General features: G+C 70.7%; 19 protein-coding genes and 1 pseudogene. 11 read left to right on the top strand and 9 right to left on the bottom strand.

Annotated elements, in window-relative coordinates:
* Nucleotides 1–81: 81 nt before the first annotated feature.
* Both ACZ418_RS18930 and ACZ418_RS18935 read right to left on the bottom strand, forming a co-directional pair.
* Entirely contained in the window at nt 82–1,953 is a 1,872-nt protein-coding gene (locus ACZ418_RS18930; protein ID WP_468363865.1) for an alpha-galactosidase D, read from the bottom strand.
* Nucleotides 1,954–2,274: 321 nt separating this feature from the next.
* Nucleotides 2,275–3,447 (bottom strand): ROK family protein, encoded by a 1,173-nt coding sequence (locus tag ACZ418_RS18935; RefSeq protein WP_468363868.1) that lies wholly within the window; start codon nt 3,445–3,447, stop codon nt 2,275–2,277.
* A gap of 182 nt (nt 3,448–3,629) precedes the next feature.
* Here ACZ418_RS18935 and ACZ418_RS18940 point away from each other — a divergent pair.
* Nucleotides 3,630–3,698: pseudogene (locus tag ACZ418_RS18940) on the top strand (sugar ABC transporter permease); the annotation flags it as partial.
* Nucleotides 3,699–3,706: 8 nt separating this feature from the next.
* Nucleotides 3,707–4,567, top strand: coding sequence for an ATP-binding cassette domain-containing protein (locus ACZ418_RS18945; RefSeq protein ID WP_468364397.1), 861 nt, complete (start codon nt 3,707–3,709; stop codon nt 4,565–4,567).
* A gap of 98 nt (nt 4,568–4,665) precedes the next feature.
* Here ACZ418_RS18945 and ACZ418_RS18950 read toward each other — a convergent pair whose 3' ends face one another.
* Complete coding sequence (locus ACZ418_RS18950) at nt 4,666–5,301, bottom strand: TetR/AcrR family transcriptional regulator (protein WP_468363870.1); 636 nt, start codon at nt 5,299–5,301, stop codon at nt 4,666–4,668.
* Nucleotides 5,302–5,391: 90 nt separating this feature from the next.
* Here ACZ418_RS18950 and ACZ418_RS18955 point away from each other — a divergent pair, with 90 nt between their 5' ends.
* Nucleotides 5,392–6,054, top strand: coding sequence for a class I SAM-dependent methyltransferase (locus ACZ418_RS18955; RefSeq protein WP_468363873.1), 663 nt, complete (start codon nt 5,392–5,394; stop codon nt 6,052–6,054).
* Nucleotides 6,055–6,079: 25 nt separating this feature from the next.
* On the opposite strand, the gene ACZ418_RS18960 is transcribed toward ACZ418_RS18955, so the two are convergent.
* Nucleotides 6,080–8,515 carry a SpoIIE family protein phosphatase gene (locus tag ACZ418_RS18960; RefSeq protein ID WP_468363875.1) on the bottom strand — a complete coding sequence of 812 codons (2,436 nt, stop codon included), beginning with the start codon at nt 8,513–8,515 and terminating at the stop codon, nt 6,080–6,082.
* A 220-nt stretch (nt 8,516–8,735) separates the two neighbouring features.
* On the bottom strand, nt 8,736–8,951 hold the full coding sequence (locus ACZ418_RS18965) for a DUF4177 domain-containing protein (RefSeq protein ID WP_055703870.1): 216 nt from the start codon (nt 8,949–8,951) through the stop codon (nt 8,736–8,738).
* A 154-nt stretch (nt 8,952–9,105) separates the two neighbouring features.
* On the opposite strand from ACZ418_RS18965, the gene ACZ418_RS18970 reads away from it, so the two are divergent.
* Together ACZ418_RS18970 and ACZ418_RS18975 are read left to right on the top strand one after the other, a co-directional pair.
* The gene (locus tag ACZ418_RS18970; protein WP_468363878.1) at nt 9,106–9,723 is read left to right on the top strand and encodes a DUF6629 family protein; all 618 of its coding nucleotides are present in this window, start codon (nt 9,106–9,108) and stop codon (nt 9,721–9,723) included.
* Between the two features lie 195 nt (nt 9,724–9,918).
* Complete coding sequence (locus ACZ418_RS18975) at nt 9,919–11,499, top strand: alpha/beta hydrolase (RefSeq protein WP_468363881.1); 1,581 nt, start codon at nt 9,919–9,921, stop codon at nt 11,497–11,499.
* Nucleotides 11,500–11,760: 261 nt separating this feature from the next.
* On the opposite strand, the gene ACZ418_RS18980 is transcribed toward ACZ418_RS18975, so the two are convergent.
* The 4 genes from ACZ418_RS18980 to ACZ418_RS18995 all read right to left on the bottom strand — a co-directional run bounded on the left by ACZ418_RS18980 (nt 11,761) and on the right by ACZ418_RS18995 (nt 16,252).
* Nucleotides 11,761–13,350, bottom strand: a complete 1,590-nt coding sequence (locus tag ACZ418_RS18980; RefSeq protein WP_468363884.1) for an MFS transporter — start codon at nt 13,348–13,350, stop codon at nt 11,761–11,763.
* A gap of 15 nt (nt 13,351–13,365) precedes the next feature.
* Nucleotides 13,366–14,778, bottom strand: a complete 1,413-nt coding sequence (locus ACZ418_RS18985) for an alpha/beta hydrolase (protein ID WP_468363886.1) — start codon at nt 14,776–14,778, stop codon at nt 13,366–13,368.
* Nucleotides 14,779–14,952: 174 nt separating this feature from the next.
* Entirely contained in the window at nt 14,953–15,780 is an 828-nt protein-coding gene (locus ACZ418_RS18990; RefSeq protein ID WP_468364400.1) for a PaaX family transcriptional regulator, read from the bottom strand.
* A 46-nt stretch (nt 15,781–15,826) separates the two neighbouring features.
* Entirely contained in the window at nt 15,827–16,252 is a 426-nt protein-coding gene (locus ACZ418_RS18995; RefSeq protein WP_468363889.1) for a MarR family winged helix-turn-helix transcriptional regulator, read from the bottom strand.
* A 232-nt stretch (nt 16,253–16,484) separates the two neighbouring features.
* Here ACZ418_RS18995 and ACZ418_RS19000 point away from each other — a divergent pair, with 232 nt between their 5' ends.
* The 6 genes from ACZ418_RS19000 (at nt 16,485) to ACZ418_RS19025 (ending at nt 21,814) form a co-directional block, all read left to right on the top strand.
* Complete coding sequence (locus tag ACZ418_RS19000) at nt 16,485–17,402, top strand: SDR family NAD(P)-dependent oxidoreductase (RefSeq protein WP_468363891.1); 918 nt, start codon at nt 16,485–16,487, stop codon at nt 17,400–17,402.
* Nucleotides 17,402–18,289: an amidohydrolase family protein gene (locus ACZ418_RS19005; protein WP_468363893.1), complete on the top strand. Its 888-nt coding sequence runs from the start codon at nt 17,402–17,404 to the stop codon at nt 18,287–18,289. The genes ACZ418_RS19000 and ACZ418_RS19005 overlap by 1 nt, the downstream gene beginning before the upstream one ends.
* A gap of 10 nt (nt 18,290–18,299) precedes the next feature.
* Nucleotides 18,300–19,808 carry an acyl-CoA synthetase gene (locus ACZ418_RS19010; RefSeq protein ID WP_468363896.1) on the top strand — a complete coding sequence of 503 codons (1,509 nt, stop codon included), beginning with the start codon at nt 18,300–18,302 and terminating at the stop codon, nt 19,806–19,808.
* A 15-nt stretch (nt 19,809–19,823) separates the two neighbouring features.
* Nucleotides 19,824–20,279, top strand: coding sequence for a MaoC family dehydratase (locus ACZ418_RS19015; protein ID WP_468363899.1), 456 nt, complete (start codon nt 19,824–19,826; stop codon nt 20,277–20,279).
* 175 nt (nt 20,280–20,454) lie between these two features.
* Nucleotides 20,455–21,201, top strand: coding sequence for an SAM-dependent methyltransferase (locus tag ACZ418_RS19020; RefSeq protein ID WP_468363901.1), 747 nt, complete (start codon nt 20,455–20,457; stop codon nt 21,199–21,201).
* A 214-nt stretch (nt 21,202–21,415) separates the two neighbouring features.
* Nucleotides 21,416–21,814 (top strand): hypothetical protein, encoded by a 399-nt coding sequence (locus tag ACZ418_RS19025; RefSeq protein WP_468363904.1) that lies wholly within the window; start codon nt 21,416–21,418, stop codon nt 21,812–21,814.
* Nucleotides 21,815–22,105: the final 291 nt, after the last annotated feature.

The raw sequence follows: 22,105 nt of genomic DNA on the forward strand, positions 1-22,105 counted from the left end.
TGGGTGTGCCCGGTCGCTGCGGAACCGGATGGCGGCGGGGCGGGGCCGGGGGGTGTGCCACCCCGGGCCCCGCGCGAAGGGTCAGGCGGACTTGGGGACGTCGATCCTGTCGATGTCAGGGGAGTAGTCCCAGCCGCTGTCGAACGTGATGGTGTTGGAGCCCGCCTTCAGCGCCAACTGGACGCTGACGGTGTCGACCGTGCTCCAGTCGCCCGTGGAGGGGAACCTCAGGCTGGTGCCGTGGCCGCTGTTGGAGTAGACGGTGACCGAGCGGGGGTCGCCGCTGACATAGGCGATGTTGACGGTGTAGATGCCGTCCTTCTTCACCGTGATGTCGTTGAACTGCAGCTTGCTGTCGAGATAGAGGTTGCCGATCTTCTTGCCGCCGGAACAGGAGTCGCATGTCGCGACGGAGGCGTTGCCGGTGAGGGTGTTGTCCGCGGACTCGGCCTCGTAGCGGATGGTGGCCAGCGGGGTGCCGGCGGGCTTGACGGTGAACAGCCGTGAGCCGTGTGCGGGCAGCGCCTCGGTGATCTTGTTCCGGTAGGTGCCGAGGTTCTGGTGGTTCCACAGATCGCGCACGGAGGCCGCGCCGGTGAAGCCGAAGGACGCCCAGTCGGCGGTGACGGAGGCCGAAGAGCTGCCGAGGTTGAACAGGGCCACGGTGTATGTGCCGTCGGCGTTCCTGGTGCCCCAGACCTGCTGGTCGCCCAACGGCGTGACGGGGCGCGCGACGGGCGAGTCGTTCTGGTCGACGCCGATGACCTCCTGGTTGGTCAGCAGGGAGAGGCCGTAACCGTCCAGCTTGGTGAGGTCGTCACCGGTGAACAGCGGCGACTTGTTGATGGCCCAGAGCGTCATGTAGCTCTGTCGCTCGGCGTCGCTGAGACCGTCCATCGCGCCGTTGCCGACGTCGATCGCGTCGAGGTCGTTCCAGCCGCCCGGGCCTGCCCTGTCGCTCCACGCGGGAGCGTCGTTCCACCGGTCGTTGACCGAGTTCTCCCAGGTGACCAGGGTGTTGCAGTAGCACTCCACATCGGTGTCGATGCGCCAGCCGTTGGAGTACCTCTTCCAGTCGGCGGCATGGCCGATGTCGAGCGACCAGGACAGCTCCAGATGGATCGGGCGCCCGGCGGCGGCGATGGCCTGGTGCCAGGCGGCCACGTCCGGGACGTTGTTGTAGTTGTCACCGGACTTGAACGAGCCGGGGCCCACCCCGTCCAGTTTGAGGAAGTCGTAGCCCCAGTCCGCGAGCATCTGTGCCTGCGAGTCGATGTACTTCTGTGCGCACGGGTTGTCGAAGTCCAGCTTGTAGGCGCTGTCCCAGCCGTTCGTGGTGCGCAGATCCGGGTAGACGATGTCCGCCGTGGTGCAGCCGGGCGCGTTCCGGATCGGCGCCTTGCCGTCGCCGTACGCCCCCTTCTCCAGGCCCACGGGCAGGTAGATGCCGGCCTTGAGGCCCTTGGCGTGGATGTGGTCGGCTACCGACTTCATGCCGTCGGGGAAGCGGACCGGGTCGGGTGTCTGACGGCCGTACTGGTCGAACTCGGACGTCCAGTTCTTGTCCATCCACCAGCCGGCGTCGATGTTGACATGGTCGTAGCCGTACTTCTTCAGGGTGGCGGCGAGGGCGTCCGTCTGCTTCAGAACGTTCGCCTCGGTGAGGTAGCTGTAGTTGCCGTCCGGGTTCAGGCCCGGGTACTGGGAGGACTGCATGCTCCAGCTGGACCAGCCCATGTACGGCTTGGCCGCAAGGCCGGAGGCGGCGTCGTCCGCGGTCGCGGCCGAGGTGACGGCCGTGCTCGTGGAGTCGGAGGCGATGGCGTTGGTGGTGGCGGCCGGGACCACGGTGGCGAGTCCGGCCGTGACGGCCAGGACCAGCGTTGCTCGGACGGTGCGGCGCGGGAAGCCGGGGAGGGCTCCGCGCAGGACTCTGTACGGGGATGACCGCATGGGTCGCCTCCTGAAGTGAGGTGAAGGGGAACGTGCGGTGGCACCCGGTGGGGGACGGGCATTGCTCCGGGCGGGGAGGGGCGTGGTAGCACGCCCGACGCCGCAGCGAAGAGGTCGGGTGGCCGGACCGGGGTGGCGGCCGCCGAGGTGTCGGGCCGGCGGCTCAGCCCAGGCCCGAGCCGATGGGGAGCCCGCTGATCAACCGGCGCTGCACCGTGCGGCACATCAGGAGGGCGGGGATCGCGGTCATGAAAACCCCTGCTGCGATGAGGTCGGATGGTGCGGGCGGCTTCGGCTCTGCAGCGTCATCGCTACTCCTTCTCACATGCCCGATCCCATGAAGGACTGAATGGCGGTGGCCGCGGCCCCCCGCGCCCACTCCTCGAAGGGCAGGGGCCGTGTCACCAGGTCGCACTGTGCAGCGGTGCCGAAGGCGGACGCGGCGAACGCGTCCCGGATGCCCTCGGCGACCAGGTCGTAGGCGGCCAGGCCCTCTCCGGAGATGACCACCCGTTCGGGACCGAGGATGTTCACCAAGAAGCCGATGGCCTTGCCGATGGCTTCACCGGCTTGCGCATAGACCGCTCTGACAGCGGGGTCTCCGCCGTGGGCCAGCTCCAGCGCCTCGGCCGCATCGGTCACCTGCTCGCCCGTGGCCGCGCGCACTGCGCGGAGTATGGCCGGATCGGCCGCGATCGCCTCCACACACCCCCGGTTGCCGCAGTGGCAGAGTGGGCCGAGCGGATCGAGTGACAGATGCCCTATCTCGCCGGCCACGCCGTGCACGCCCGACACCACCTGCCCATGGACCACCAGGCCGCATCCGATGCCGGCGCCCACGGTCACCAGGGCGAAGTCCGCGAGACCGACTCCGGCCCCGAACCAGTGCTCGGCGACCGTGAGCGCCCGCACGTCGTTGTCGACCGTGACCGGCAGCCCGGTCGCGGTCCGGGCGATCTCGGCGAGCGGTACGTCCCGCCACTCCAGGAAGGGCGAGTAGCGGACCACACCGTCCGCGCGGTCCACGTCCCCGGAGATCGCGATGCCCACGCCCCGCACCTGCACGCCGAATCCGTCGGCCTCGGTGAGCAACTCCTGTACCAGCGCGGTGATGACGGGGAGCACCGCCTCCGGCGCGCGGCCCGTGAGCCGTACGTGCCGGGACAGCCGGATACGGCAGCACAGGTCGGTCAGTACGGCGATGATCTCGTCGCCTGTCACCTTGATCCCGATGAAGAGCGCCCTCCCGCCGTCCACCCACACCAGGTTGGCCGGACGCCCCACCGCGGGCCGCGCCTCTTCGTCCACGCCCTCGACCAGATAGCCGAGTTCCATCAGCGGACGTACCGCCTTGGTCACGGCGGCCGGAGAGAGCTGGGTCCGCCGCCCCACCTCGGCCCGAGTGAGCGGACCGTGGGAGAGCAGCGTGGTGAAGACGAGGGAAGCGGCCGGCGTCATGTCCGGGGCCGCCTGGTGGGAGGGGGCCGAGCGCATGGCCGGAAACTTAGAGAGGTTCTTTTTCTCTGTCAATGAAAAAAGCAGAGTCCTTTATATAGGCATGAGTTGGCGGCAACAGGCCTTGAAAACTTAGGAAACAGGCGCGAGTTGGCGCATGTTGAAAGCCTTGGGTGGCCGACGTCTGTCAGTGGCTGCGGCGGTCCGGCGCGCCGTCGGTCCTGGGCGTGATGCTGCTCGGCGCCGTCCTGATCAATCTGTGGGTCCAGCGCACGGCGACCCGGAGGTAACCGATGACATCCACCAACGGAACGGGCACCCACGGCGAGATCACCGCCGACTCCGTCCCCGAGGCATCCGCGCCCTGCACGGCGTGAGCCTGCAGGTGCACCCCGGCAAGGTGACATGCGTTCTCGGCGACAACGGCGCCGGCAAGTCCACCCTCATCAAGATCGTCTCCGGGCTGCACCAGCACACCGAGGGCGAGTTCCTCGTCGACGGGCACCCGGTGCGGTTCTCCACCCCGCGTGAGGCCCTGGACAAGGGCATCGCGGCGGTCTACCAGGACCTGGCCACGGTGCCGCTGATGCCGGTGTGGCGCAACTTCTTCCTCGGCTCGGAGATGACCAAGGGGCCGTGGCCGCTCCGGCGGCTGGACATCGCGCGGATGAAGAAGGCCGCGGACGAGGAACTGCGCCACATGGGCATCGTCCTGGACGACCTGGAACAGCCCATCGGCACCCTCTCCGGCGGCCAGCGCCAGTGCGTGGCCATCGCCCGCGCCGTCTACTTCGGCGCCCGCGTCCTGATCCTGGACGAGCCCACCGCCGCCCTGGGCGTCAAGCAGTCCGGCGTGGTGCTGAAGTACATCGCCGCCGCCCGCGACCGCGGCCTCGGCGTCATCTTCATCACCCACAACCCCCACCACGCCTACATGGTCGGCGACCACTTCAGCGTGCTGCGCCTGGGCACCCTGGAGCTGTCCGCCTCCCGCGCCGAGGTCGGCCTGGAGGAGCTGACCAACCACATGGCCGGCGGCGCCGAACTCGCCGCCCTCAAACACGAACTGGCCCAGGTACGCGGCGTCGACACCGAGGAACTCCCCGAGGAGAGCGACCTCACCGCACCCGTGGCAACCGGTACCGATGCGGCCCCCTGACGTAGGCGAACACACGAGAAAGCGGAACAGCGCCGTCTGAACACGCGTGTGGGGACCACTCCATGAGTGGACTCTGTCGGCGGGTCTCGGCCAGGTCGTCAGCGGTCCGCCGGGATGTCCGGCGGCTGCGGCAGCAGTGATTGCAGGGCCAGCCGGGTCAGTTCCGCCTCGACGGTGTCGCGGTCCGGGACGACGGCCGCACGGAAGGAGCGGCCGGCCAGGAGCGAGACGAGCCACCAGGCGGCCGTGTGCGGCTCGATGTCGGCGCGGACGTCGCCGGCGGCCTGCCCGCGGCGCAGCAGGTCGGCGAGCGTGTCGGCGAGGTGCTGGTGGACCTGGCCGAGGGCCTCGCCGAGGTCCGGGTCGTGGGCCAGGGCAGTGGCGTCGGCGAAGAGGAAGCCGTGGGAGCCGGGCCGGTGGAAGCGGTCCATGTGGGCGGGGTCCAGGAACGCCGCGAGCACCTCGGGGACCGGCCGGCCCGCGTCGGCCGCCTGGTGCAGGAGCGCGGAGACCGCGCCGGTGGCGTGGTCGAGGACCGCCCGGTACAGCGCGGACTTGGAGCCGAAGTTCTGGAAGACGACGGGCTCGGTGACGCCGACCCGCCGGGCGATGTCGGAGACCCTGCCGCGCTGGTAGCCCGTCTCGGAGAACACCTCCGTGGCCGCGGCGAGGATCGAGGCGCGGCGCTCCGCGGCCTTCAGACGGGTACGCGTGCGGGATCGGGGCTCGGTCACACCGATCATCGTATGCCGCTCTTGCCGTTCGTCTTAGTCAGGACTAAGTTGGAATCGTACTTAGTCATGGCTAAGTTATGGAGGAGGATCATGCCTCTCGGACACCTCATGCAGGGCAAGCCGCACCCGGACACGCCCGGCGTGACCATCGCGACCCCACGGGCGTACGAAGCCTTCGGCGCCCTCTTCTTCGCCGGCCGCCGCGGCCGCGTCTTCACCCGCCTCGCGGAGCTGAGCGGCGCCGCACCCGGTGACCGCGTCCTCGATGTGGGATGCGGCACCGGCTACCTGACGCGGCACATGGCCGCACGCGTCGGTCCGGACGGCGAGGTGACCGGCGTGGATCCCTCGCCGCCGGTCCTCGACTACGCCCGCGGCAGGAACCGGCGCCCGGGCAGTGCACCCTGTGACTACCGTGAGGGCGTCGCCGAGGCCCTCGACTTTCCGGACGCCTCCTTCGACACGGTCGTCACCAGCTTGATGCTGCACCATCTGCCGGAGGAGCTGCGGCCCACGGCCCTGCGCGAGATGTACCGCGTGCTGCGGCCCGGCGGGCGGCTGCTGGTCGCTGAGTTCCGTCCGCCGAAGAGCCGGATCGGCCGGCACCTGGTGCACGGCGGGACCGACCAGGCCATGGCGCACCATCGGGTCGATCTGCTGGACACCTTCGTCACGGACGTCGGCTTCGAGCTGATCGGGCGCGGCGACCTGCGGCCGTGGCTGTCCTACGTGCAGGCGAAGCGGACGCGGTAGCGCCGGGCACCGATCCGACCCACTCTCAGTGCGGCACGTCCTGCGGCAGCTGCTGCTCCGCCCAGATGGTCTTGCCCGTGGGGGTGTACCGCGTGCCCCAGCGCTGGGCGACCTGCGCGACGAGGAACAGACCTCGCCCTCCCTCGTCGGTGGTGCGGGCGCGGCGCATATGGGGGGAGGTGTTGCTGGCGTCCGACACCTCGCAGATGAGGGTCCGTTCGTGGATCAGACGCAGGTTGATCGGTCCGTAGGCATGCGTGATGGCGTTGGTGATCAGCTCGCTCACGATCAGCTCGGTGGTGAAGGCGAGATCCTCCAGACCCCACGCGGCCAGACAGCGGGCGGTGTTGTCGCGCGTCTCGTGCACCGCCCGGGGATCGGCGGGCACCTCCCAGGAGGCCACCCGGTCGGAGGGGAGGGCGCGGGTGCGGGCGATGAGGAAGGCGACGTCGTCGTGCGGACGCTCGGGCAGAAGAATGCGGACCATCGTGTCGCAGATCTCCTCCAGCGGCCGGTCGGGATGGGCCAGGGCGAAGCAGAGCCGCTCGAAGCCGACGTCGACATCGCGGTCGGAGGCCTCGATCAGCCCGTCGGTGTACAGGGCGACGACGCTGCCCTCCGCCAGCTCGATCTCGGCCGACTCGAAGGGTAGACCGCCCAGTCCCAGCGGGGGGCCGGCCGGGATGTCGGGCAGTTCGACCGGCTCGCTGAGGTGGGCGATGGCAGGGGTGGGGTGTCCGGCGCGCGCCACGTTGAGTTTCCGCGAGATCGGGTCGTAGACCGCGTAGACGCAGGTCGCGCCGATCACCATCGGCCCGTGCTCGGCCGCTTCCGCCTCATCGGCCAGGCGCAGGACGAGATCGTCGACATGGGCGAGAAGCTCCTCGGGGGGCAGATCCATGTCGGCCAGTGTCTGTACCGCCGCGCGCAGCCGGCCCATGCTGGCCGCGGCGTGGATGCCGTGGCCCACCACGTCCCCCACGACCAGGGCGATGCGGGCGCCGGAGAGCGGGATGACGTCGAACCAGTCGCCGCCGACGCCGGCCTCGGCGTCGGCCGGCAGATAGCGGTAGGCGACCTCGACGGCGCAGTGATCGGGCAGGTCAGGGGGCAGCAGACTGGTCTGGAGGGCGAGGGCCGCGTTGTGCTCGCGGACGAATCGCCGGGCGTTGTCCACGCACACCGCGGCGCGCGCCACCAGCTCCTCCACGAGCAGCAGGTCGTCCTCGTCGAACGGGCTGGGGTTCTCCCAGCGCAGCAGCGTGACCACTCCCATGGTCGCGCCCCGCGCCCGGAGCGGCACCACCAGGTGGGTGTGCACACCGAGACTGACGATCTTGGCCAGGCGCTGTGGGTCGTCGGCCAGCCACCATGTCGTCGGCTCCAGCACCGGATCGAGGATCGGCCGGCTCGTGGTCAGACAACGGCGTTGCGGGGACTTCGGCGGGTACCCGGTGGGCTCCCCGATGGGAACGATCGCCTCCGGCACCTCCTCGTGGATCGACACGTGCGCCGCCCGCTGGAGCGTGCCGCCGGTGATCGGCCCCGGGTTGAGGTCCCTGGCCGCGAGGACTCCCTGGAAGAGGTCGATCGCCACGAAGTCGGCGAGCTGCGGCACCAGGACCTCGGCCAGTTCCTGCACCGTGCGGTCGAGGTCCAGGGTGGTGCCTATGCGCTGGGCAGCCTCGTTGACCAGGGCGAGCCGCACGCGTGCCCGGTCCTCGGCGGTGAAGTCGACGGCGGTGTGACACACCCCGAGCGTCTTGCCGTCGACGTCCTTCAGCGGGAACGACGAGCGGAGCCTGAGCCGGCCCTGCGAGTTCCGGCGGGACATGCCGTGCCGGGGCGCCACATGCTCCACGGCCGGAGTGACCCGGCCGGATATCAGCGCCTGGCGCGCCTGCCAGTCCACGGCCGAGGGCACCTGTTCCGGACCGGAGGGCGCAGCCGTGCGCGGGGCCGCGGTGTCGGCCGGCAGGCCCTCCATGGCGGCCAGCGCCTGGTTCACCCACTGGCAGCGCAGCTCACTGTCGAGGACGGCGATGCCGATCGGCGACTCCTCCAGAAGGCCGCGCACCACGGCCTGATCGAGTTCCCATCGGCGGGAGTCGGACACCGCACAGGCCACGGCGAGCCAGCCGGAGCCCTGCTCCGCGTGCAGCGGACACACTCGCAGGGCCAGCTCGACCGGGTGGCCCGCCCGGTGACGCGCGGTGATCAGCCCTTCCCAGCCCTCCCCGGTCTGCTGCGCCGCGGCGAGCAGCGACGCCGGTGAGCGGTCGCTGGTGAGGAGGGAGGTCGCGGGCTGCCCCAGCACGCTGGGCGCCGGATACCCGAGGAGGTCTTCCGCCCTGCGGCTCCAGTAGCGGATCAGACCGTGCGCGTCCACGAGGGCGACGGCGGCGGACGTGATGCCGAACGGATCGCCCCCGTGCTTGTCGGCCAGATCCCTGAGATCCATCGTGTCGGCCGCATCCGCAGAGGGGGGTGCTGACACCACAGTCTCACATGGACCAGGGGGTGTCTTCGAGCCGACAGCCCAGGCATGCGCGCGGGCCGCGGAGGATCACGCCGCCGTACCTGACAGCAGGCCTCCGCAAGGGCGCCGGTGGTCCGCCTGGGCACGGTCCGCGGCGGGCCGGCGGCCCGCCGCGGACCGTGCCCGAGCGGCTCCGCGCGCGTTACTGTCGCGGGCGCTCGAAGGTGAGCAGCAGGCCTTCCACGGCTCCGGGCCCTATGCGGCCCTTGACGTCGGCGGAGGTGATGGCCTTCAGGCCCCAGCCGTCCTCGGCGTGCTTGTTCAGGACCTTCTCCAGCTTGTCGCTGTCCAGCGCGTCGCCGATCAGCGACTCCCGGAAGGTGACGACCTTGTACTCGTACGCGTAGCCACTGCTCATGGTGCGGAGTCCTCCTGACTGCCGGGGCGGATGGTGGCGCGAAGGCCGGGGCAAGCTAATCATCATCGGGCCCCGCAGCAGAAGGACGTAGCGTGGTCGGCGGCAGCAGCGGAGGCCTGTGGTGACCGCTCGGCGGCGACCCCTTGGTGGCGTGATGTGCTGGAGTGCGACGGCGGATCTCGTGGCAGGCACCACTGTCGCGGCGGTGGGGGTGGCTTGCGTGGCGCTCGTGCGCGACGGCCGGGAACTCCCGCTCGCCGCAGTGCCGTTGCTGCTGGGGGCCCACCAGATCGTCGAGTCGCTGGTGTGGCACTCGGGCGGGGGCGGCGGACCCGCGACCGTCGCATGGGCCGTGATAGCGCTACCGCTGCTGTCGGTGTGGGTCCCGGCGGGAGTGATGTGTGCGGCCCCGCCTCACGCGAGGCTCCGGCTGGTCCTCCCGCTCACCGCAGGAGCGGTGACCGCCGCGTCGCTCGCCCACAGCCTTGCCACCGAACCGGTGACGGCCGAGATCCGCGGCCGCACCGTCGGGTACGTCCTGCACATTTCGCCCGCACCTCTGCTCGTCATGGGCTACTTGCTGGCCACGGTGGGCTCGCTGCTGCTGTCCGGTGACCGGCGGCTGCTCATGCTGGGCGTTCTGGTCGCCGCGGGCGCGACGGTGTGCTGGGCGCTCTGGCGGCTGGAGTTCGTCTCGACCTGGTGCGCTTGCGCCGCGCTGTGCTCGGTGGTGCTGCTCTGCTGGGTGCGCGCACGCCGGACGTCCGCATAGAGCATGTGCGCCGTGGCGGTAGCCGTGCCCGCGCCCGGCGCGGACGGTCGTCAGCCGCTTCGGGTTCTCCTCCGTAGGTCTCTTTCTGCGTCCGTCGGGAGTCGTAACAAGACCGGCCTGTAGGGGGATTCGCGCACCTGCGCCGCCACGAAATGGTCGTTCCGTCCTGGAAGTTGACCGAAAGGAACGGCCATCGTGCGGATAGGACGCATGGCGCCCTTGCTCGCCGTGGGGGTCACGGCAACGCTGGTCCCCGCCCTCACCCCGGCGCAGGCATCCGCGGCGGAACCGCTGAAGAGATTCGCGGACCAGAAACCCGCGTGGCACAGATGCGACGCGTCGCAGCCCGCCGCGTTCCAGTGCGCGACGATCGACGTCCCGCTCGACTACAGCCGGCCCGACGCCAAGACGATCAAGCTGGCCGTCTCCCGCATCAGGACCGGTGTCCCCGGCAAGCGGCACGGCGCGATCCTCTTCAACCCCGGCGGACCGGGCGGCGAGGGCCTGGACATGCCGGTCATGATGAAGGACACGATGCCCAAGGAGGTACGCGAGCAGTACGACCTCATCGGGTTCGACCCACGCGGCGTGGGCCGGAGCAGCCCGCTCAGCTGCGGTCTCACGGCCACGGAGCAGGCCTTTGAACACCCCTACAAGCCGGAGACGTTCAGCCGTGACGTGAAGTGGGCCCGGACCGTCGCCGACAAGTGCCGTGCCACGAACGGCGACAGGCTCGCCTACTTCACCACCCGCAACACCGCCCGCGACATGGACGTCATCCGGGCCGTTCTGGGCGAACGGAAGATCTCCTACCTGGGCTACTCCTACGGCACCTACCTCGGGGCCGTCTTCGCGCAGATGTTCCCCCAGCGCACCGATCGCATCGTGCTGGACAGCGCGGTCGACCCCGCGCGGGTATGGCGCGGCATGATCCAGGTCTGGGCGGAGGGCTCCGAGCCCGCCTTCACCCGCTGGACGAGGTGGACAGCGAAGCACGACCGCACCTACCGACTCGGCACCACCCCGGCCAAGGTGAAGAAGACGTTCTGGGACCTGGTCGCCCGAGCCGACCGCACTCCCGTCGACGACGGTACCGAGAAGCTCACCGGGGACGACATCCGTGCCGCCCTGCGACCCGAGTTCTTCCGTCCCAAGGTGGCGGCCGAGGCGGTCGTCAACCTCAAGAAGGCTGCCGACGGCCATGCGCCCTCCGGCCGTTCCCTCGTACCGGACGGCCGGCAGGGACCACGCCGACCCGGGCCTCCGGGGGCACAGCCGCCGGACGACAACGGCTCCGTCGTCTTCTGGACCGTGGTCTGCGGCGACACCTCGGCCTGGCCACGCGACCCCGAGCAGTACCGGCGTGACGCGATCCGGGACAAGGCCGAGTACCCCCTCTACGGCGACTTCGGCTCCAACATCACGCCCTGCGCCTTCTGGGGCAAGCCGGCCGAGCCCGTCACCACGGTGGACAACAACGTCGGCGTGCTCACCGTCCAGAACCAGTGGGACTCCCAGACGCCCCTGGTCAGCGGACTCGGCATGCACCACGCCCTGAGGGGCTCACGCATGGTGTACGTCAAGGGCGGCGAGGGCCACGGCGTCTACTCCGAAGACCCACGCGCCTGCGCCAACCGCGCCGTCAACGCCTACCTGAGCAGCGGGAGGCTTCCGGCACACGACGTCACGTGCAAGCCGTCCGGCCGCCACAGTCCCGGCGTGAACCCGCGGATCGCCCGGGCGCCGCAGCACACAGCGCCGGCACCCCGCTTCTGACCCGGTTCCCCGAGCCGACCCGGCGACCGGCCTGCGGCCTGCGCGACGTGGTCGTCGGCGGTCCGGCGGGGGTGTGCTCGGCTTCTCGGACACGCCACGCCACCCCCATGCTGACGTACCGTCATTGGCCGTGCCGGCAGGCCCCGTCGCCCCTCGGCCGCTGGACGCCGGTATGGGTCGACCATCTCGCCGTGGCTGACGGACCGACAGGCGAGCCGCGCCCCGGGGCGCCGAGTGGCCCCGGGGCGCGCCGAGCGGGTGTCATCCCGCGGCCAGGGCGGTCCGCTCCGCACCCTTCTCCGCCGGCGACGCGCTCTGCTCCCCTGTACGCCCGCGCAGTGCCGTCACCACCAGGAGCGCCGAGAACAGCGCGGCCGAGCCGCACACCACGAATCCGAGCGCGTAGCCGTGGCCGAGGGCGTCCAGGGCGTACGCGCGGGCCGCGCCCGGCGGGGAGGTGGCGGGGACGGAGTTCAGGGCGAGGGGGCCGCCCTCCTGCAGCACCTCGTGTGCCGCGGCCGTCGACTCGGGGGTCAGGGGCGGCGAGCCGGCCAGCGCGGAGGTCACCCGGGAGGCCGCCTGGCTCAGCGCGACCGCGCCGATGACCGCGGGCCCGAGGGTGAAGCCGAAGTCGCGCAGCAGGTTGGTCGCCGCGCTCGCCATGCCGGCCAGCGGCAGCGGCACCGTGTTCACGGCGGTCGCCGTTATGGACGACACCGTGAAGGCGAAGCCGATGCCGACCAGCCCGAGAGGCAGGATCAGCGAGGCCAGGTTCCGGTCGCCGACGTCGAGCCCGGCGGCCAGGAAGTCGCCCGCGGCGATCAGCGCCAGCCCGCCGGTGAGCAGTGCCCGCGCGGGCAGCCGGTGCAGCAGCCGGGAGGTCAGCGGGGTGAGGACCGGGGCGATGCCGTTGAGCAGGAGGAACGCGAAGGCGGTGCGCATCGGGCTCTGATGCTGGATGGGGCCGAGCCGGATGCTCGCCGCATACGCCGTGCCCAGGAAGCTGAACATGCCGACGACCGCGACGATCGACGCGATCGCGAAGGAACGGTTGCGGAACAGGTCCAGGCGCAGCAGCGGGGAGCGGGCCCGGCTCTCGGCGGCCACGAACAGGCCCACGAACACCGCGGCGATCACGAACGCCACGACCACCGGAGCCGATCCCCAGCCGTCCGTCGGCCCCTGGATGACGGCGTACAGCAGCGCGAACAGACCGACACCGATGGTGATCTGGCCGCCGACGTCGAGTGAACGGCCTTCGGGAGCCCGGGAGTTGGTGGCGAGCCACAGACTCACCAGGGCGCTCGTCGCCGCCAGTACGGCGACCACCACGAACGCCGAGCGCCAGGAGCCGTAGGTGCCGGTGACACCGCCGAGCAGCGGGGCGAGGAAGCCGCCCGCGGACAGGCTGGAGGCCCATACGGCGATGGCGCGGGCACGCTGCGGGCCGGTGTGCGTGCCGGCCGCGATCATGGCGAGTGAGGTGGGGAAGAGCGCTGCGGCGCCGAGCCCGGCCAGTGCCTGCCCCACCCACAGCTGATGGATGCCGGCGGCGCTCGCGGCGACGACCTCGCCCGCGCACAGCACGGCGGCGCCGCCGACGAGGAGCTGCTTGCGGCCGAAGAGGTCGCCGAGCACGCCGAAGGAGAGTTCGAGCACGGCGACGGGGAGCAGGAACGCGTCGGAGATCCAGGTGAGTTGGGAGCCGACGGGGTGGAGGTGTTCCTGGAACAGACCGTTGAGGGTGGCCGGTATCGCGAGGCCGATCTGCGCGAGACAGACGGCGAGACAGCCGGCGACGAGCGTGCCGAGGGGCAGGGATGTGCGCGGAGTGGCGGATGCGTCGGACATGGGCGGGTCCCGATCTCAGTGGTGGGTGGGATGCGCCGGGCGGTCCCGGCCGACCGTCAGGCGCGCCGGTCGGTAGGGGACGTACGCCGCCCCGTCCAGACCGAGCGCGGTGGCGGACCGCTGGAGCGCGGCCGGCGTCGCGGCGTCGTCCCAGTGGCCGGACGAGACGCGGTGTTCGAGCGCGTGCAGCGCAGCCAGGGTCTCGGCGGTGGTGAACGTGCAGTGGCCCTGCCGCTCGACGTAGGCCTGCCGCAGCAGCGCTCCGTCCCCGGCCGTACGCACCCGGTCGCCGAACTGCCGTTCCTGTTCGACCGGGACCAGGTTGTCGGCGATCGTGTGCACGTCCAGCAGCGGTACGCCGAGGCCCTGACCGGCGGAGGAGGTGCGCTGCGCGGTACGGACCGCGGCGGGGTCGGCGGTGATCGCGGCGCCCCGGGTCAGGGACGACAGGTCGGCACGAAGGTCGAGTCCGGCCGACCGGTACAGGGCGCGGACCTGCGGCGCGTGGACGGATCCGGCGAGCAGGCGGGCGTAGTCCACGCCGGCGTTCCAGGAGTTGTTGCCGTCGGCCGACTGCTCGACGGCGTACCGGCCGCCCTCGACGAACGACAGGATGCCCTGCGCGAACCACGCGTACTGCTGCTCCTCCTGGCCCGCCCAGTCCGTCGGGGCCGGCCGGTCCTGTCCGGGCGCCCAGGCGGGCAGGTTGAGGAAGGCCGCGGCCAGTGCGATCCGGGCGCGGCCCTGTGGGCTGGTCTGTGCGGCGGTGACGGCGTCGGTGAGCTTCTTGGCGGTGGCGGCCGCTGCGTCGGCGGAGCCGAAGCGGACGAGGTCGACGTCCTGCCCGGGCAGGAGCAGCCGGGCGAGGGTGTACTCGGCGTCGAGCTGGTAGTTGTCCAGGTCGGTACCGCCCGCGACCAGGCCGCACAGGCCGAGCGCGCCGTCGACGCGGCCGGCGCCGTCGCGGGCGATCTGCGCGTTGACGAGCCCGCCCATGGACTGGCCGACGGCGAGGGTGCGCCGCGGGGTGCCGATCTTCGCGGTGACGGCGTCGAGCGTGGCGAACTGGTCGCGTTCGGCGCTGTTCAGGGCCCACATCGAGCCATGGGGGTCGTACGACGACCCGGCCGTCGCATAGCCCTCTGCGAGCAACTCGGTGCGTACGGCGTCGGAGGGCGCGTCCTTGGCGACGGTGGGGCCGAAACCGTGGCTGAACAGCAGCAGGGTGCCGTTCCAGTGGGCGGGGACGTCCGCGATCCAGGTCGCGCCGTCGGAGAGGGTGCCGGTGAGGTGGCCGGTGGTCGGCGTGTCCGCCTGGGCGGCCGGCGCGGGGCTGGTGGTGAGGGCCGCGGACGCCAGCGTGGCCAGGGCGGCCAGGGCGATGCGCAGACGGGTGCGAGGAGTTCGGGGGCGGGTGCTGGCAGGCATGGAGGTGGCTCCTTGTGGGCGGCTGCGGAGCGGAGACCCTGGGAGATCGCAGATGCTCAGTGCACTGAACGAAGGTGTGGAGGAATGTAGGGCTTACTTCTTACGGCGGTCAAGAAGATGCACAACATTGCTGCGGCGAAGAGTGTGCGGGGGTGTAGGCACGTGTGTACGGCGCTATGCCGCCGGAATGGTCTCGATCAGCCGGCGCGCCGCGTCCCTGGCGGGCGCTTCCAGCAGGGAGTGGACCGCGCGGAACGTGGCCTCCGCCGCGGCCGCCGGCCAGTCCGCCGGCAGGTGCCGTACGGGCAACCGGGGGTCGCCGCGGATGACTTGGAGCCACTCGGCGGTCAGCCGGAGGCGCAGCGCGAGGGCGTCCTCGGCGGCCAGGTCCGCGCCACCCGACGCGTACGGCCGCCAGGACGCCTCGAAGTCCCGGTAAAGATCGGCCAGTTCGGCCAGGTCCCAGGTGTCGTCGATCATCTCGGCGATGTCCATGCCGGCGTCCGCATGCGCCCGGAAGACCTTCACCTGCGCTTCCAGGCCCAACTCGGCGACGATCCCGGAGACATCGACCTCACCGGGCGCGATCCACAGCCCGCTGAACAGCGCACCGAAGCCCGCCCAGGTCAACTGGGAACGCAGGTCGTGCCGTTGGCGCTGCCATGACTCCGGGAGCGAGAAGCCGAGCAGGGTCCAGGTGCCGTCCCAGTCCCGGTTGACCGCGCCCGTCTTCCAGATGCGCCGCTCGCCGTCGCGCAGGATCGCCTCCGAGCGGTCGGTGAGACCGACATAGGTCCGCCGGCCCTCGCGGCGGCGGCTCAGCAGACCACGGCCGACCATGCGGGTGAGCGTGGACCGGGTGGCCTGCTCCCCGACGCCGGCGCGCCGGAACACCTCGATGACGCTCCCCGTGTACACGCACACCCCGCGGCCCAGCACCTCGTCACCGAGGAAGCTGAGCAGGAGGGACTGGGGGCGGGGGACAGGACCGGTCACGCGGATAGATTACGAGGCCGCGTCCGCCTGTCTGCACACGGCGACCGAAGCGTCAGGTGAGCCCGTTGCCGGCGACACGCAGCAGAAGGGTGTGCAGCGTCTCCCGTTCGGCGGGGTCGAGCGGGGTGAGCAGTTCGTCCGTCACGCGTTGGCCCGCCTGGTCCGTGTCGCGGAGGAATGCCCGACCGCCCTCGGTGAGGACGACGATGCGACTGCGGCGGTCCTCCGGGGCGGGGCGGCGCTCGGCGAAGCCCAGCTTCTCCAGGTCGTCGACCAGGCCGACGATCGCGCTCGGGTCGTAGCCGAGCCGTGCGCTGAGCTCGCGCTGGAGCGCGCCCTCGCAGGTGGCGAGGAAGCGCAGCACGGCGTAGTGCCGCAGCCGCAGCCCCGACTCCTGCAGGAACGTGTTGAACAACTGACCGGAGCGCAGGCCCAGGCGGTACAGCAGGTAACCCGTGTCCGCGTGCAGTCCCCGCATCCACGGCTCGTCGGCGTCGATGGGGGTCGGCTGGTCTGAGTGCTGGCGGGGTATGGCGGGCTCCTTGGTCTCGGTCCCAAGGGGAGCCGGTCTGGCTCCCCCTGGGGGTGGTTTCTCGCGTGCGGAGTCCAGCATGACGCACCCGCAAGGTCGGCAACAACTATTGACGACAACAATTATTGCTCTTAGCTTCGATCTCCCCACGACCACACCCCATGCGAAGGGACCGCTCGTGCCCACCATCGATCTGACCGGCAAGGCCGCCGTCGTCACCGGAAGCGGCCGGGGCCTCGGCCTCGCCTATGCGCACGCCCTCGCCGCCCACGGGGCGTCCGTGGTCGTCAACGACATCGACGAAGCCGTGGCCGAGCAGGCCGTCAAGTCCATCACCGAGGCCGGCGGCACCGCCGTCGCCGAAGTGGTCCCGGTCGGCACGGCCGAGGCCGCCGACCGGCTGGTGAACCGTGCCGTCGAGGAGTTCGGCCGGCTCGACATCCTGGTCACCAACGCGGGCATCCTGCGCGACAAGGTGCTGTGGAAGATGACCGACGACGACTTCGACGCGGTGCTCACCACCCACCTCAGGGGGACCTTCACCTGCGCCCGCGCCGCCGCCGTCCGCATGCGCGAGCAGGGCGAGGGCGGCACGCTCGTCCTCGTCGGCTCCCCGGCCGGGCAGCGCGGCAACTTCGGCCAGACCAACTACGCCGCCGCCAAGGCCGGGATCGCCGCGATGGCCCGCACCTGGTCGATGGAACTGGCCCGCGCCGACATCACCGTCAACGCGATCGTGCCGGTCGCCGCGACCGCGATGACCGAGACCATCCCCGCCTTCGCCCCGTACATCGAGGTCATGAGGAACGGCGAACCGCTGCCGGCGTTCCTGCGCAAGGGTGAGGGCTTCGGCACCCCCGAGGACTGCGCGGCCCTCGTCCCCTTCCTGGCCTCCGAGGCCGCCCGCGGCATCACCGGCCAGTGCATCGGCATCGGCGGTGACAAGGTGGCACTGTGGTCGCATCCACAGGAGGTCAGGACCGCCTACGCCGACGGCGGCTGGACCCCCGAGGCCCTGGCCGACGCCTGGCCCACCTCGGTCGGCGCCGAGCCGCAGACCGTCGGTATCCCCGCACCGAGGATCCCGGAGGCGTGATGGCACCCGCACCGAGGCTGGAAGAACTGGTGGCGATCGACGTCCACACCCACGCGGAGGTCTCCTCCAAGGGCCACTCCTCCCTGGACGACGACCTGCACGACGCCTCCTCCGCCTACTTCAAGGTCGAAGGCAAACGGAAACCCACCCTGGAGGAGACCGCCGCCTACTACCGCGAGCGGCGGATGGCCGCCGTCGTCTTCACGGTGGACGCCGAGTCCGCGACCGGCACCGAGCCCGTCCCCAACGAGGAGGTCGCCGAGGCCGCGGCCGCACACCCCGACGTGCTGATCCCGTTCGCCTCCATCGACCCCTTCCGCGGGAAGGCGGGCGTGCGGCAGGCCCGACGGCTCGTCGAGGAATACGGGGTGAAGGGCTTCAAGTTCCACCCCAGCATCCAGGGCTTCTTCCCCAACGACCGCTCCGTGGCGTACGGCCTGTACGAGGTGATCGAGGAGACCGGCACCATCGCGCTCTTCCACACCGGCCAGACCGGCATCGGCGCCGGCGTCCCCGGCGGGGGCGGCATCCGCCTGAAGTACTCCAACCCGCTCCACGTGGACGACGTGGCAGCCGACTTCCCCCATCTGAAGATCATCCTCGCCCATCCGTCGTTCCCCTGGCAGGACGAGGCCCTGGCAGTGGCGACCCACAAGCCCGGAGTGCACATCGACCTCTCGGGATGGTCGCCGAAGTACTTCCCGCCGCAGCTGGTGCACTACGCCAACACGCTGCTGAAGGACAAGGTCCTGTTCGGCTCCGACTTCCCGGTGCTCACCCCGGACCGGTGGCTGGCCGACTTCGCCAAGCTGTCCGTCAAGGACGAGGTCAGGCCGAAGATCCTCAAGGAGAACGCGGCCCGTCTGCTCGGGCTGACGAAACCGTAAGGGGTGCCAGATGCGCAACGAGGGACTGGGGTCGTGGCCCGCACGCCGGGCCCGCAAGACCCCGCACCGCACGGCCCTGATCCACGGCGAACAGTCGACCGACTACCGCACCCTGTACACGCGAGTCACCCGCCTCGCCCACGCCCTGCGTGCCCGCGGAGTCCGGCGCGGCGACCGCGTCGCCCACCTCGGCCCCAACCACCCCGCCTACCTGGAGACCCTGTTCGCCACCGGCACCCTCGGCACCGTCTTCGTCCCCCTCAACACCCGTCTCACCGGCCCCGAGATCGCCTACCAGCTCGCCGACTCCGGAGCCAAGGCCCTCGTCCACGGCCCCGCACAGGCCGGGCTCGTCGCGGGACTGCCCGGCGAGACGGACGTACGGACCTGCATCGAGGTCGGTGCCCCATACGAACAGGCCCTGGCAGCCGCGTCGGACGAGCCGATCGACGAACCGGTCTCTCCCGACGACACCTGCATCATCATGTACACCTCGGGGACGACCGGCCGCCCCAAGGGCGCGATGCTCACCCACGGCAACCTCACCTGGAACGCCGTCAACGTCCTGATCGACCACGACCTGATCGCCGACGAACGCGCCCTGGTCTCCGCCCCGCTGTTCCACACCGCAGGCCTGAACATGCTGACCCTGCCGGTGCTGCTCAAGGGCGGCACCTGTGTCCTGGTCGAGGCCTTCGACCCGGGTACCACCCTCGACCTGATCGAACGGCACCGGATCACCTTCATGTTCGGCGTGCCGACGATGTTCGAACGGATCGCCCGGCATCCCCGCTGGCCATCGGCAGACCTGTCCTCCCTGCGCATCCTCACCTGCGGCGGATCGCCGGTGCCCACCCCGCTCATCACCGCCTATCAGGAGCGCGGGCTCACCTTCCTGCAGGGCTACGGCATGACCGAGGCCGCGCCCGGCACGCTCTTCCTGGACGCGGAGCACGCGGTCGCCAAGGCGGGCTCGGCGGGCGTACCGCACTTCTTCAGCGACGTACGGGTCGTACGGCCGGACCTCAGCCCCGTCGACGTCGGCGAGACCGGCGAGGTCGTGGTGCGCGGACCGCATGTCATGCCCGGCTACTGGGGACTGCCCGAGGAGACGGAAGCCGCCTTCGCGGACGGCTGGTTCCGCAGCGGGGACGCGGCCCGGGTCGACGAAGACGGTTACGTGCACATCGTCGACCGGATCAAGGACATGATCATCTCCGGCGGCGAGAACATCTACCCAGCCGAGATCGAGGACCTCCTCCTCGCCCACCCCGGCATCGCCGAGTGCGCGGTGATCGGTGTGCCGGACGACAAGTGGGGCGAGGTGCCCCGCGCGGTCGTCGTCCCCGTCCCGGGAGCCGAACTCGACCCGGACGAGGTACTGGCCGCACTGTCCGGGCGGCTCGCCAAGTACAAGATCCCCAAGTCGGTGGTGGTCGCGGACGAACTGCCGCGCACCGCCTCGGGAAAACTCCTCAAGTCCCGGGTGCGCCACCGCTACGGCACCCCAACACCCTGAAACGGAAGGCAGCTTATGAGCATCACCGTCAACGGCCTGGACGAACTGAAGAAGCTCGCCGGCAGCGACCTCGGCACCAGCGAGTGGATCGAGGTCACGCAGGAACGCATCGACACCTTCGCCGACGCCACCGGCGACCACCAGTGGATCCACACCGACCCGGAGCGGGCGGCCCAGGGTCCCTTCGGCGCGCCGATCGCGCACGGCTACCTCACCTTGTCCCTGTTCATCCCGCTCTTCACCGAACTGCTGGACGTGCAGGGAGTGACCACCAAGGTCAACTACGGCCTGAACAAGGTGCGTTTCCCCGCGCCGGTGAAGGTCGGATCCCGTATCCGGCTCGCCGCCCGGCTCACCTCGGTCGAGGACGTGCCCGGCGGCGTGCAGATCACCGTCGACGGCACGATCGAGGTGGAGGCCGGCGCCAAGCCTGCCGCGGTGCTCCAGAGTGTGTCCCGGTTCTACGCCTGACCCAAGTCAGACCCGGAAACACGATGGACAGGGCGTGCACCGCCGCATAGCTTGACCGCGTCGGCGATCGTGCGAGTGAGTGGGGCGCGTGGGATGAGGGTCCGGGTGGATGCGGCGGACGTCCGGCAGCCGCGAGCACAGACCCCGACCTCTTCCGATCGAAGGAAACCCCGAAGTGGATCTTCCACGTAGTTTCACCATTCGCGAGAGCAGCCACCGCATCCACAACCCCTTCACCAGCGAGAAGCTGGCCGTCCTCGGCCGGGCGCTCGGGCCGGCGCCCGGGGCGAGCGTGCTGGACCTGGCCTGCGGTTCGGGCGAGATGCTGTGCACCTGGGCCCGCGACCACGGGATCACCGGGACCGGGGTGGACATCAGCACGGTGTTCACCGCCAGCGCTCGCGCCCGGGCCCTGGAACTGGGTGTCGCCGACCGGATCACCTTCATCCACGGCGATGCCTCAGATCACGTCGCCGAGGACCCGGTCGACATCGCGGCCTGCATCGGCGCCACCTGGATCGGCGGCGGCGTCCCCGGCACGGTCCGGCTGCTGCAGAGCAGCCTTCGCCCGGGCGGGACGATCCTGATCGGCGAGCCGTTCTGGCGGCGCGAGCCCCCGACCCAGGAGGCCGTCGAAGCCTGCCACGCCGGCAGTCGCGGGGACTTCCTCCCGCTGGCCGGACTGATCGAGCAGTTCGGCGCGCTCGGCTACGACGTGGTCGAGATGGTGCTCGCGGACCAGGACAGCTGGGACCGCTACCGCGCCGCCCAGTGGCTCAACATCCGCCGCTGGCTCGACAGCAACCCCGAGGACGAACTCGCCCCCGCGTTCCGGGAGGAACTCAGTACAGATCCCGTTCGCTACGCACTCTATGAGCGTGAGTACCTGGGCTGGGGTGTCTTCGCGCTGATGCGCCGCTGACCGAGTTCGCGCTCAGATCCGCGCAGTGATCGGGGTGTTCATGTGTGTTCACCACGGCGTGCAGTTAGCTCGCGCACTGGCGCATGCTCCCACAGAGGCCGTCGCCACACATCGGCCGGGCCCGGTCCACCGCCCGCGCCGTACTCATGTACTCAGCCGGAGCTGAGTACATGAGCTCTGCTCGGCAAGAGGCGTGGGCTGTCACGCTCGATCCATGCGCCAAGGACTGACGAGAGCCGTTGCCCACCTGTTGCCGATCCTTGTGCTTGCGGGGGTGTCACTCGCGGCGTGGGCCGCATGGCTGGGCTGGGACCAGCACCGGGACGTGCACTCCGACGGCTCGACGACCGGCCCGTACGAGGCATGGCAGGTGATCGGGCTGGTACTCACCCTGCTTGTACCTGTGTGTTGGGCGGCATCCCGGCGCCATCTCGCCGGCACGGTCCTGGGCCCCCCGCTCGGGCTCACCCTTGCCGCCTTCTACGACTGGTCGGACGACTCCAGCGGACTGTTCATCATCGGCGTGGGACTCGTCATGATCGGCAGCCTGGTCACGACCGCCCTCGTCTGCACCGTGTTCACCTGGCGCACGGCCCGCGCGCGACGCCCGTAACGCCGCACACGCGCTGCCCGGACCACCGTATGGGTACCGGCCTGCGTGGCGAGGAGCAGCTGATCGCGGCACGCGTGACCGGCGACGTCCGGGGCCGACGAGGACGCCACACCCTCGGGAATCGGCTTCGACCAGTCCGGCGGATCCGGCGCAAAAGCCCAACCGGCGCTGACGGCCGCCAGTTTCACCTCCGTGATCAGCCGCTGCCCTTCCGGCGCCTGAGCTCGCACATCCAGGCATGGGTGCGCAGGATCGCAGTCAGCCCGTCGTACCAAGCGGGGGCTGTCCGAG

This window comes from Streptomyces sp. NPDC030820 (assembly GCF_055572075.1).